This is a genomic window from Corynebacterium afermentans subsp. afermentans, from assembly GCF_030408355.1.
Lineage (GTDB): Bacteria > Actinomycetota > Actinomycetes > Mycobacteriales > Mycobacteriaceae > Corynebacterium > Corynebacterium afermentans.
Genome location: NZ_CP046606.1, coordinates 194,286 through 205,877, shown reverse-complemented (window position 1 = coordinate 205,877; position 11,592 = coordinate 194,286). Strand labels below are relative to the sequence as shown.

The window sequence follows — 11,592 nt, the reverse complement described above, 5'->3', positions numbered from 1 at the left end:
TTCAATCCTCGGTGTGGCTGCCGTGATGTGCTATGTGCGGCGTGGTGTGGTGTCGCAATGTCAAAGAACCAACCACGCTGCCACTGCGGCGGAGAAATGAAACGAAACGGCACCACTAGCAAAGGCACCACCAGGTGGCGCTGCAAACGATGCGGCGCCTCCAGCGTGAAACGCAGAAGCGACATCACCAACGCGGCGGCGTTCACCGTCTTCATCGACCACCTCACCACCGGCGCCAGCCTCGATACCGTTGCCCGCCGTGTGGGGTGCTCACCGCGCACGATGCAACGTCGATTCGAACCGTTCTGGTTCGTTGATGTGCCTGACCCCACCGCCGGCCACGACAAGCGGGTCTACGACCAGATCTTCCTTGACGGCACCTACACCGCTGGCGGCTGCTTGATCGTCGCGGCGACGATCGACCACGTGATTGCCTGGCACTGGTGCAAACACGAAACCACCCGCGACTACCAACTGCTGCTTGAGCGCATCGAAGCCCCACTCATCGCCGTCATCGACGGCGGCCAAGGCGCATACAGCGCGATCAAAAAGTGCTGGCCGACTACGAAAATTCAACGCTGCCTCGTCCACGCCCAACGCGTGGTACGCCGCTACACCACCAGTAACCCACGCACCGATGCCGGGCGCACCATCTACCGACTTGCGCTGAAGCTGACCCGGATCACCACGCTGGATGAAGCCGCTGCATGGGGTGCGCAGCTGCACGAGTTCTCCACGCTCTACCGGTCATGGATGGACGAGAAAACCCTGGTCAAAGATCCCAAAACCGGTGCATGGACCCGCGTGTGGACGCATCACAACGTGCGCAAGGCATACAACAGCCTCAACCATCTTTGGCGGTCCGAGATGCTGTTTGTCTACCTCAACCCGCCAAAAGCAGTACTTCAACCAGAGTGGATCAAATCCACCACCAACAGCCTGGAAGGCGGCATCAACGCCCAGCTCAAACTGCTCGCCAGAACACACCGCGGCAGATCAGGTGAACGACAACGCCGCATGCTGGATTGGTGGCTCTATTTGAAAACGGAACTGCCTGACGATCCAGTACGAATCGCCAGTCAGTCCGACTGGGGCCAGGGCCAACTCGCCAAAGTATCCACCCTGACCCGAAACGAGAACGAAGCCGACCACGAAACCGGACGACCAGCCCTCTACGACAACGCTATCGACACCAACTACACACACTCAATCGGCATCCAAAAAGGCCAAATCTAACCCCCACGACACGCTGAATCAGACACACTTTTTGTCGTTTAACCCTGAAGTGTCACCACGTCCCAACGGAGAGGTGGCAGATAACATCACATTTTAGGGGTTGGGAAGACAGCTGTCTACCTAAGCGTTTGTTTAACGACGCCCCCGTGCCCCAACCAGGCCCGCCACCGCAAGCAGAGCGGACAGCAGCACCGCCGAGACGATGCCGCGGTAGTCGCCACCGTTGCCGCCCGCCGAGACAGCGGTGGACACCCAGTGCATCGGCGCTGCCTGGGACAACGAAACCCACGCAGAGTCGACCTGCGCGGTGGTCGCGGTGCGCCACACCCAGCCGACGAGTCCGGTCTGCACCAGCGCAAGCACGCCGGCTAAACCAAGACCAACCCCAGCGCCGAATGCTCGACTTAACACGGAAGCCAGCCCCGCGCTAGCGAGCGTGCCCAGCAGCAGACCCGCAAACGCCACCCCGTATTCCTGCACGCCAAACCCGGACCCGATTACCCCAGCCAGGATGGTGCCGGCGGCAGCAACAAGCACAGAACCGACGCCCAAGATCCACCAGCGCCCGCGGGACGCGAACCACGCAGCCGCCGCCAGCGCGGTGCCGCCGAGCACGGCCATCGCCGCAAGCAACATCGCGGCCACCGGGGCGAGGGTTGAGCTGGCCGGCGCGTTCTCTGCGGCACCCGACGCGGCCGCCGGCACTGGCAGGGCCGCGCGCACCGCGCCAACCTTGTCGGCGTTCATGCCCGCCATCTGGTCGATCTTTTCCACGCCAGCGACCAGCTCGTCGATGCCGCCGGTGGCCTGCCCGGTCTGCGCCTGGAGCTCACGCAAGCCCGCGGCCAGCTCGGCGGAGCCGTTGGTGGCTGTATATATACCGTCGTGGTAGCCGTAGCCCGGTACGGCGAGTTGGTTGGCCAGGTCGCGGGAGCCGTCGCGAAGCTGGTTCATTTTCGCCACCACGTCCGGCGGCAGCTGGGCTGTCTCCGCCTGGGTCCGCAGGTCCTTCAGCGACTCGCGGGCCTTGACCGCCTCCGGGTCTTTCGCGCCCTTGAGCTCCTCCAGGGAACGGTCGATCGCGCCGACCACCTGGCCGCGCACTGCCTCAAACCCGGACACCTGGCCGACCACCTCGCCGATGGAATCCGCCAGCTGCGTCGCGCCCGCGCCCAGCTGGCCAGTGCCGGCCTGGAGCTCAACCATGCCGTCGGCGAGTTGCTGGGAGCCGGACTGGGCGGCGGCGAGGGCGTCGATAAGCTGCTGAGTTTGCCCCTGCGCCTCGCCAATGCCCGCGGCGAGCTGGCCGGCGCCCTCCTTGAGCACCTTCGCCTGCTGGCCGGCCTCACCGGCGGCACGGCGCGCGTCGCCAAGATTGTCCGGGCCGACTTGCGGGGCGCCCGAGACCTCAGCATCGCGCCCCGCATTCGCCCATGTGTCGGCCGGATTCATGGGCAAAAACGCCCCGACAACCAGCGCCAGAAGCGCACACACCAACCGCCACGCGTTGCCCGATTTCATGGCATTGTTCTTAGCACTCGCGCCCGACTTGCTGCGGGAGGCGCACCGCCAGCACATCGCCGAGAATGCGCACCGTTAGAACCGTGTCGGCAGCCTTGATACTGTCGTAAGGGTTCTTGCCAAAACCATGGAATGAAATGGGTTCACCATGACGCTTCCCCTTGTCATCGGGCTCGTCGCAGCGACGGTGGTGCTCTCACCGATCCTCGTGCGAGTCATGGACAAGAAGGCCGGGTACCCGCTCGCGGCGATTCTCTTCGCCGCCGCGGCCGTGCTCGGCTCCAAGTTCACAGAAGTCTCCCGCGGTACGGACCTTGAATGGTCCAAGGAGTGGGCGCGCGACGTGATGGGCACGGGCACCTCCGTGGACTTCGCACTGCGCGCGGACGGGCTGGGCATCTTCTTCGCGCTACTAGCGCTGGTCATCGGCGGCGTGGTCTTTTTGTACTCCGCCGCGTACCTGCCCGAGCGCGACGGCAACACCAGCTTCTACACCATCATGACGGCGTTTACCCTGTCGGTGCTACTGCTGGTGCTTGCGGACGACGCCGTGCTGCTGTTCATCGCCTGGGAGCTCGTCTCCATCGCGTCGTTCCTGCTCATCGCGCGCTCCGGCTCCTCCGGCGAGGCCGGGTCCTACCGCACCCTGATCCTCACCTTCTTCGGCGGCCTGATGCTGCTGGCTGGCCTGGCCGTGGCCTCCGCGCAAACCGGCACGACGCGCCTGCAGGACATCCTCGCCGCCGATATCTGGGGCGACAACCGCGTCACCGTCGTAGTCGCGCTGCTCATCGCGTTCTCCGCGTTCACCAAGGCCGCGCAGTTCCCCTTCCACTTCTGGCTGCCCGAGGCCATGGCCGCTGCCACCCCGGTCTCCGCGTTCCTGCACGCCGCGGCGGTGGTCAAGGCCGGCATCTACCTGCTGGTGCGTTTTTCCACCATCTTCTCGGACGTCGCGGCGTGGAACTACCTGCTGGTCACCGCAGGCCTGTTCACGGCGCTGATGTCCGCGCTGTTCGCCATTACTAAGACGGACCTGAAACATCTCACCGCGTACTCCACCGTGTCCCACCTGGGTTGGATCGTCGCCGCGATCGGCATCGGCACCCCGGTCGCCCTGGCCGCGGCGCTGACCCACACGCTCGCGCACGCGCTGTTTAAATCCTCGCTGTTTATGCTCATCGGCGTGGTGGACCACGAGGCGGGCTCGCGCGACATGCGCCGTTTAGGCCCGATCTACAACAAGATGCCGTTCACGTTCGCCTCCACCGTCATCGCCGCCGCCTCCATGGCCGCGGTACCGCCGCTGTTCGGCTTCGTGTCCAAGGAATCCATCCTGGACGCCTTCCACGAATCCTCCTACGGCGCGCTCCTGCTCACGGTGGCAGGCATCGCCGCGTTCCTCACCTTCGTGTACTCGGCGAAGATCGTCTTCGGCGCATTTATCGACGGACCAAAGGACCTCCCCGACGTCCACGAAGCCCCCACCGCCCTCTGGCTGCCCGCCGCGCTGCCCGGCCTGACCTCCGCGGTGCTGCCCTTCCTACTGTTCTGGGTGGACAACCCCGTCTCCGCAGGCGTGCGCGCCGTGACGGGCGACGACAGCTTCGCCACCCACCTCGCACTCTGGCACGGCGTGACCCCGCCGTTTTTGGTGTCGGTGGCAGTTTTGGTCGCTGGCGTGGTGTTCGTGGTGTTCTTCCGCAAGCGCGTCTTCGCAGCACTGGGCAACAAGGACCTTCTGCCCGCAGACGGCACCGAGGTCTTGGCCTGGCTCACCCGCAGCCTGTCCGACCTGGGCAAACAGCTCGGCTCGCTGGCCGACGGCTTCAACCCGTCGCGCCACCTCTTCCCGCTGCTGGCCTCCGTCACCGCGATGGGCCTGTGCGTGATCGTGCTCACCGATGGTATCGATGGCGTCACCCCAGCCCCGCGCGCCGAAGGCCTGGATGTGTGGTGGGACCTCATCCCGTTCGCCATCATCGCGATGTCCGTGCTGGGTATGGTGTTCACCCGCTCCCGTCTCGCCTCCGCTGTGCTGCTCGGCACCGTCGGCGTGGGCATGACCCTGCAGATGTTCCTGCTGGGCGCCCCGGACGTGGCCATGACGCAGTTCCTGGTGGAGGCGCTGACCGTGGTGGTCATCATGGTGGTGCTTCGCTACCAGCCGCGGATGTTCCCGGAGACGAAGGCTCGTCGCAAAGCTCTTGCCTCCATCTTCGCCCTGATCGCGGGCGTGGTCACCTTCTTCGGCGTCTACGGCCTGACCGGCCGCCGCGACCGCTCCGAACTGGCCGAGTGGTACCTCACTGAAGGCGGCGAGGTCACCGGCGCGGACAACATCGTCGCCGTGATCATCGTGGAGTTCCGTGGCGTCGATACTTTGGGCGAGCTGTCCGTGCTCGGCATGGGCGCCGTGGTCATCGCCGCGGTGGTCAGCTCCATGCCGCGCCACATGTTCGAGGCTGGCACCCGCCCGCGCCCGTTCGGCCAGTCCCAGCTCAACTCCATCCCGCTGCGCAAGGCTTCAGCCCTGGTCGCGCCGGTGCTGGTGGTGCTGTCCGTGCTGATCTTCTTCCGCGGCCACACCGACCCCGGCGGCGGCTTCGTCGCAGCGCTTGTGATGGCCACGGCGTTCGCCATCAACTACCTGTCGCGCGGCGCGGACGCGGACGTGGTGGAAAACTTCACCCCGATCCGACTGACCGGCTGGGGCATCATCATCGCCATCGCCTCCGGCTTCCTCGGCTTCATCGAGGGCGGGTTCATGTACGCCATCCACGGCGAGATCGCCGGCGAGCACATGACCACCTCGCTGATCTTCGACTTCGGCATCTACCTCGCCGTGCTCGGCATGGTCACCGCCGCGATCAACGCGCTCGGCGGCTACCTGCGCCCCGGCATGGACCTGTCGGACCTGGACTACACCCGAGACGAAGCGGACAACCCGCTGCCGAGCATCCCCGAGCCCATGCACCCCGAAAACCCCGTGGACGCGCACCCGGAGCCGATCAACCCGGCGCACGACCCGCGACCGGTTACCACGAAGGAGCACTAACCCATGGTCATGGCACTTACCATCGCAGTCCTGGTCGCGGGATCCGTGTACCTGGTCCTGCAACGCGGCATGGTGCGCGTCATCTTCGGCATGTCCCTGTTCGGCCACGCCTCAAACCTCACCCTGCTCGCCGCGGGCGTCGGCGCGTGGCGCGGGGAAGCATTCCCGTCACGCGTGCCCTTCGAAGACATGGGCGATCCCCTGCCCCAGGCGTTCGTGCTCACCGCCATCGTCATCGCGATGGCCACCACCACGATCCTGCTCATGCTCTCCGCGCTGGGGCGTAACGACGACACCGCGGAGCTGCCCACCGGCACCGACGCCGGCTACTCCAAGATGCGGCTGAGCCCGTCGGCCCTGTCCACCGCCGGCCGCAACGCGCGCCTGAACCAGAAGAAGCTGGAAGAGATCCGCGCACGCGAGATCAGCCACGTTGACAACGAAAGCCTGAGGGTGACCGACTAATGGCCGTAGACGCAATCCTGCCCGTATTTGTGGCGCTGCCGCTGATCGTCTCCGCGGTCACGGCGCTGAGCCCCTGGAAGTGGCTCAGCGACGCCCTGGCGATCCTCATCCCCGCCATCAACTTGGCCCTCGGCGTGTGGCTCTACGGCCACACCCGCGACCACGGCACCGTTGGCCACGTCATCGGCCTGTACCAGGGCGGCGTGGGCATCTCCTTCGCCGCCGACACGTTCTCCGCCGTAATGATCGTGACCACCATGATCGTGGCGCTGATGTCCAACTGGTTCGCCATCGTCGTCGGCGAAACCCAGTCCCGGTTCTACGTGCCGCTGTCACTCGTGCTCATCACCGGTGTTTCCGGCGCGCTGCTCACCGCCGACCTGTTCAACTTCTTCGTCATGATCGAGGTGTGCCTGCTGCCGTCCTACGGTCTGATCGCCATGACGGGCACCCGCCACCGCCTGTTGTCCGCGCGCATGTTCGTGCTGGTGAACCTGGCGGCGTCGACAATGCTGGTGCTCGGCGTGGGCTACCTCTACGCCGTCACCGGCGCCGTGAACCTGGCGTCGCTGCAGGGCGTGGCCGCGGGCGGCGGCCCGGCGACGGTGGCCGCCGGCATCGTCGTCATCGCCATCGCCGCAAAGGCCGGCGTGTTCCCCGTCTACACCTGGCTGCCGCGCACCTACCCATCCACCTCCGCGGCCGTGATGGGCCTGTTCTCCGGCCTACACACCAAAGTGGCCGTGTACATGCTGTTCCGCATCTGGGTGATCATGTTCGACATGGACCCGCGCTGGAACACGCTGCTCATCGTGGTCATGGTCATCTCCATGGTCATCGGCGGCTTCGCCGGCCTGGCCGAGGCCACCATGCGCCGCGTGCTGGCCTACCAGATGGTCAACGGCATGCCGTTCATCCTGATCATGCTGGCCTTTACTAACGACGACGCACGCTACGCCCTCGCCGCCGGCCTGCTCTACACCCTGCACCACATGATCACCATCGCCGCACTCGTGCTGAACTCCGGCGCGATCGAGGAAACCTACGGCACCGGCACCATGGCGAAACTCTCCGGCATCGCCCGGCGCGACCCGTGGACGTCCGCCGTGTTCGTCGCCGGCGCGTTTTCCATCGTGGGCTTCCCGCCGTTTTCCGGCATCTTCGGCAAGGTCACCGTCGTGCTGGCAGCCGCCTCCGCCGGGGACTGGCGCTCCTGGGTGGCCATCACCGCCATCATCATCGCGTCCTTCGGCGCGCTGCTGTCCATGATGCGCATGTGGCAGCGCGTGTTCTGGGGCCGGCCGATGCAGAACTACCCCGAGGCGCTCAACGTCCGCGTGAGCTTCATGCTGCCGTCCGCAGTACTGATGGTCATGTCGCTGTGCATGTTCATCTTCGCCGGCCACATGTGGGACATCACCACCAACGCCGTCGACGACCTGCTCGACGTTGACGCCTACACCACCGCCGTACTCGGCGACGACCCCATCGGCGTCCCCGCACCCGGCGACACCTTCGGCGCCCAAACCAATGGAGGCGAGAACTAATGCGAGGCTTCTTCCACGGCGTGGGATACGCCATCTGGATTGCTAAAGAGATCTTCGTGGCCGGCTTCGACGCCGTTGCCAAAGCGTTCAACCCGGCCACGAAATTCGACCCCATCGTCATCTACTACCCACTGCGCATAAACACCGACTGGGACGTGTTCTGGTTTTCCACCTCCATCACCGCAACCCCGGGCACCTTATCCATGGGGCTGCGCCACCCCGTCACCGACAACGGTCCGCTCACCCTGCTAGTGCAGGCGGCGTTCGGCTCCGACCCGGAAGAGGTCATCGCAGGGTTGGTGGATATGGAGGAGCACCTTCGGCCGTCGCTAAGCAAAAGCCCCATCGACCCGAAAACCGTGGCCTGGGAACCCTACGTCGACCACGGCCCAGACCACCACGACGACCACGTGACGCCGGCCGAAAGGATGGTGTAGCCCATGTTCACCACAATCATGCAGATCTGCCTGATCATCATGGCGGTCAGCCTGCTAATCTCCCTGGCCGGGGTCATCCTAACTAAAGATGAGCTCTCCCGCGCCGTGATGGCAGACGTGATCTTCTACGCCATGATCGCCATCTTCCTCGTGTGGACGCTGTTCAACTCGTCCGCCATCGCCTACGAAATCCCGCTGCTCGCCGGCCTGGTGTGCGGCGTGATCCCGACGATCTCCATGGCCCGAATCATTTCGAGAGGACGCCGCTAAACATGACCATCGCCGAAATCATCGTCGCCGTGCTGGTTGTCGTGGCCACCATCTGCGTCGTCGCCACCACCATCCTGCAGCTGCGCGCCCCCGACGCCCTGACGCGCGTGAACCTGCTCGGCCCGCTCGTGGTCGTCGCTTTCCCCATCCTCATCGTGGCCAAGCTCATCCACTCCTGGACCACCACCGGCTTCGACCTCAACGACTTCATCCGCGCCGTGCTGGCCATCTTCGCGGTGTGGATCGTCGGCTCCGTGGCATCCTTCATCATGGGCCGCTCCCTGTACGGCGTGACCGTCTCCGACAAAACCACCTTCGCCGAACCTCGCAACCGCTAACGTAATGAGCTTGTGAGCACTAGCGACGACGCGTACGTCACGGACCTGGCACTGCGCGCCGGCCGTGGCGACAAACACGCGCTCACCGAATTCATCCGGCTCACCCAAAACGACGTGTGGCGCCTCCTTGCCCACCTCGCCGGACCCCAACACGCCGACGACCTCACACAGGAGACGTACCTGCGCGTGCTCGGCTCCCTGCCGCGCTTCCAAGCCCGCTCCACCGCCCGCACCTGGATCCTGTCGCTGGCGCGCCGCGCCTGGGTGGACTCCGTGCGCCACGACATGGCCCGGCCCCGCAAATCCGCGACCGAGTACGAAGATGTCGCCGCCGCCAACCCCAGCCCCGACAACCCCAACACCTGGGGCGACGTCATCGACGCACGCTCGCTTCTCGACGAGCTGCCGCCCGAACGCCGCGAAGCCCTAGTCCTGACGCAGGTGATGGGCTACACCTACGAAGAAGCAGCCCGCATCGCAGGCGTGCGCGTCGGCACCATCCGCTCCCGGGTGGCCCGCGCCCGACGGGATCTGGTTGCCGGGAGTAACTAGGCCGGTAGAGCTAGGGTTGAAGGCATGCGTATCTTTCGATCAATTGCACTGACCACCCTTGCGGCGGTGACGGCTCTGTCGGTGGCTGGGTGTGCGTCGGAAAGCGACGACGCCCCCGCAGAGCACGCTGACCACGGTGGGCACGACCACCCGGCGGACGGCGGGCCTGCCCCGACCGGCATCGCCGAGGCGGCCGACCCGACCTACCCCGTGGGCACCGAAGTCACGCTCACCGCCGACCACATGCCCGGCATGGACGGCGCCACCGCAACCATCTCCGGCGCCTTCGACACCACCGCCTACGCCGTGTCCTACACCCCCACGGACGGCGGCGACCCGGTGACCAACCACAAGTGGGTCGTGCAGGAAGAGCTCGACGGTGTTGGCAGCGAGAAGCTTGGCGCGGGCGACACGGCCACGATCACCGCCGAGCACATGTCCGGCATGCAGGGCGCGGAGGCGACCATCGACTCCGCTACCGACGAGACGGTCTACATGGTGGACATCGATTCGCCGGAAATGACCATGAAGCGGCACAAGTGGGTCGTCGAAAGCGAAATCCAGCCCAAGTAGAACCTTTGAATAGACTGATCACACTATGTTGAAGAACGCACTCTTAATTTCATTCGCCTTCATCGGCACCGTCGTCGGCGCCGGCTTCGCCTCCGGCCAGGAAGCGATGCTGTACTTCTCCGCCTTCGGCACCCAAGGCCTCTGGGGCGCAGTCCTGGGCTCCGCGCTCATGCTCATCGCCGGTGTGACCATTCTCCAGCTCGGCTCGTTCTTCCAAGCCAAAGAGCACATGGAAGTCCTCGGCTCAATCTCCTCGAAGGTGATGGGCTGGATCCTGGACATCGCCACCATCGTCACCCTGTTCTCCATCGGGTTTGTCATGTTCGCCGGCGCCGGCGCCAACCTGAACCAGCAGTTCGGCATCCCCGTCTGGATCGGCGCGGTGCTCATGCTCGCCGCCACCATCGGATTCGGCATGCTCGACGTGGACAAAGTCACCGGCGCCATCGGCGCACTCACCCCGTTTCTGCTGATCTTTGTCATCTTCGGCTGCGGCTGGACGCTGATCAACTCCCACCCGAACTGGGAGGCGCTCAACGCCGCGGCCGCGCAGGTGGACACCTCCCTGCCCAACTGGTGGATCTCCGCACTGAACTACACCGGCCTGAACGTCATGTGCGTGGTGTCCATGGCACTGGTCATCGGCGGCAACCAGCTAGACACCCGCGCAGCCGGCCTCGGCGGCCTCTTCGGCGGCATCGGCTACCTGGTCATGCTCATGCTGCTGGCCATGGCGCTGCTGGTCAAGATCGACACCGTCGAAGGCCAGGACATGCCGCTTCTGGCCCTGATTTCGGACATCAACCCCACCATGGGCCTGATCATGTCCCTGGTCATCTTCGGCATGATTTTCGCCACCTGCCTGGGCATGTTCTTCGCCCTGGGCAAGCGCCTCTCCCGCGGCCGCGAAGACAAGTTCCGCATCATCTTCATCTCCGCCTGCCTGATCGGATTCGTGCTGTCGTTCGTGGGCTTCCAGCAGCTCGTGTCCACCGTCTACCCGATCCTGGGCTACCTTGGCCTGCTGCTCATCGTCGTGATGACGCTCGCGTGGATCCGCGGCATCCCGAAGCTGCGCAAGGAAGGCGACCGCCGCCGTCGCGCGCTTGAGCTGACCCGCAAGAAGATGGACCCGGCCGAGCGCTTCACCAAAAACGACGAGCGCGAGCTGGAGTACCTCACCGCCAAGTCCAACGTGGACGAAGAGGAGCTCGTCAAGGCCCTCGAAGAGGAAGTCGCCCAGGAGCTGATCGACGACGAGGAGAGCGAGTTCGAGGAGGAAGACATCGACAATCCCTCCGACGTCGTCTACGTCTCCTACACCGACCCCGTCTCCGCCGACGAGTACGCGGCCAACCCCGACGAGCCGTGGAACGACCGCACCGTCGACGACATGATCGCCGCAGAGGAGGCCGAAGAGGCCGCCGGGCCGGACAACAGCCTGGGCGGCGACGCCAACGATGAGGAAGACGCTGTGGAGGAAACCGGCGGCTCGACCGCTGTTTCCGCGAAGGGCACCGGCTCCACAAAGCTGTAGTGTTTTCAACGCCGAAGCCCCACTGACGTTCCCCGGCGGAATCTGTCAGTGGGGCTTT

At 65.1% G+C, this 11,592-nt stretch carries 11 protein-coding genes; 10 read left to right on the top strand and 1 reads right to left on the bottom strand.

Translation table 11 applies throughout. The features are described from left to right. Window positions 1-57 precede the first annotated feature (57 nt). A complete protein-coding gene (locus CAFEA_RS00830; RefSeq protein WP_063937531.1) occupies window positions 58-1,236 on the top strand; it encodes an IS1249 family transposase in 1,179 nt (392 codons plus the stop codon). Window positions 1,237-1,368: 132 nt separating this feature from the next. Here the strand turns inward: CAFEA_RS00830 and CAFEA_RS00825 are convergent, their stop codons facing one another. Beyond that, window positions 1,369-2,757, bottom strand: coding sequence for a hypothetical protein (locus CAFEA_RS00825; RefSeq protein ID WP_063938750.1), 1,389 nt, complete (start codon window positions 2,755-2,757; stop codon window positions 1,369-1,371). Between the two features lie 148 nt (window positions 2,758-2,905). Between CAFEA_RS00825 and CAFEA_RS00820 the strand changes: the two genes are divergently transcribed. The 9 genes from CAFEA_RS00820 to CAFEA_RS00780 are packed head-to-tail and all read left to right on the top strand — an operon-like array spanning window position 2,906 to window position 11,534. Further along, window positions 2,906-5,815 carry a DUF4040 family protein gene (locus CAFEA_RS00820; protein WP_063938749.1) on the top strand — a complete coding sequence of 970 codons (2,910 nt, stop codon included), beginning with the start codon at window positions 2,906-2,908 and terminating at the stop codon, window positions 5,813-5,815. A 3-nt stretch (window positions 5,816-5,818) separates the two neighbouring features. Beyond that, window positions 5,819-6,280: a cation:proton antiporter subunit C gene (locus CAFEA_RS00815; RefSeq protein WP_034996923.1), complete on the top strand. Its 462-nt coding sequence runs from the start codon at window positions 5,819-5,821 to the stop codon at window positions 6,278-6,280. Further along, window positions 6,280-7,827, top strand: coding sequence for a monovalent cation/H+ antiporter subunit D family protein (locus CAFEA_RS00810; protein WP_063938748.1), 1,548 nt, complete (start codon window positions 6,280-6,282; stop codon window positions 7,825-7,827). The genes CAFEA_RS00815 and CAFEA_RS00810 overlap by 1 nt, the downstream gene beginning before the upstream one ends. Further along, a complete protein-coding gene (locus CAFEA_RS00805; protein WP_063938747.1) occupies window positions 7,827-8,264 on the top strand; it encodes a monovalent cation/H+ antiporter subunit E in 438 nt (145 codons plus the stop codon). Before CAFEA_RS00810 ends, CAFEA_RS00805 begins: the two co-directional genes overlap by 1 nt. 3 nt (window positions 8,265-8,267) lie before the next feature. Beyond that, a complete protein-coding gene (locus tag CAFEA_RS00800; RefSeq protein WP_063938746.1) occupies window positions 8,268-8,534 on the top strand; it encodes a cation:proton antiporter in 267 nt (88 codons plus the stop codon). Window positions 8,535-8,536: 2 nt separating this feature from the next. Further along, window positions 8,537-8,872 carry a Na+/H+ antiporter subunit G gene (locus CAFEA_RS00795; RefSeq protein ID WP_063938745.1) on the top strand — a complete coding sequence of 112 codons (336 nt, stop codon included), beginning with the start codon at window positions 8,537-8,539 and terminating at the stop codon, window positions 8,870-8,872. A gap of 12 nt (window positions 8,873-8,884) precedes the next feature. Continuing rightward, window positions 8,885-9,424 carry an RNA polymerase sigma factor gene (locus tag CAFEA_RS00790; protein WP_063938744.1) on the top strand — a complete coding sequence of 180 codons (540 nt, stop codon included), beginning with the start codon at window positions 8,885-8,887 and terminating at the stop codon, window positions 9,422-9,424. A gap of 24 nt (window positions 9,425-9,448) precedes the next feature. Then, entirely contained in the window at window positions 9,449-9,997 is a 549-nt protein-coding gene (locus CAFEA_RS00785; RefSeq protein WP_082855742.1) for a YdhK family protein, read from the top strand. Between the two features lie 25 nt (window positions 9,998-10,022). Next, window positions 10,023-11,534 (top strand): YkvI family membrane protein, encoded by a 1,512-nt coding sequence (locus CAFEA_RS00780; protein WP_063938743.1) that lies wholly within the window; start codon window positions 10,023-10,025, stop codon window positions 11,532-11,534. Window positions 11,535-11,592: the final 58 nt, after the last annotated feature.

Bases quoted from the DNA above. Each gene is read 5' to 3' on its own strand.
- CAFEA_RS00805 (WP_063938747.1), top strand. From the start codon at position 7,827: ATGCGAGGCTTCTTCCACGGCGTGGGATACGCCATCTGGATTGCTAAA.
- CAFEA_RS00820 (WP_063938749.1), top strand. From the start codon at position 2,906: ATGACGCTTCCCCTTGTCATCGGGCTCGTCGCAGCGACGGTGGTGCTC.
- CAFEA_RS00815 (WP_034996923.1), top strand. From the start codon at position 5,819: ATGGTCATGGCACTTACCATCGCAGTCCTGGTCGCGGGATCCGTGTAC.
- CAFEA_RS00830 (WP_063937531.1), top strand. From the start codon at position 58: ATGTCAAAGAACCAACCACGCTGCCACTGCGGCGGAGAAATGAAACGA.
- CAFEA_RS00810 (WP_063938748.1), top strand. From the start codon at position 6,280: ATGGCCGTAGACGCAATCCTGCCCGTATTTGTGGCGCTGCCGCTGATC.
- CAFEA_RS00800 (WP_063938746.1), top strand. From the start codon at position 8,268: ATGTTCACCACAATCATGCAGATCTGCCTGATCATCATGGCGGTCAGC.
- CAFEA_RS00795 (WP_063938745.1), top strand. From the start codon at position 8,537: ATGACCATCGCCGAAATCATCGTCGCCGTGCTGGTTGTCGTGGCCACC.
- CAFEA_RS00785 (WP_082855742.1), top strand. From the start codon at position 9,449: ATGCGTATCTTTCGATCAATTGCACTGACCACCCTTGCGGCGGTGACG.
- CAFEA_RS00825 (WP_063938750.1), bottom strand. From the start codon at position 2,757: ATGAAATCGGGCAACGCGTGGCGGTTGGTGTGTGCGCTTCTGGCGCTG.
- CAFEA_RS00780 (WP_063938743.1), top strand. From the start codon at position 10,023: ATGTTGAAGAACGCACTCTTAATTTCATTCGCCTTCATCGGCACCGTC.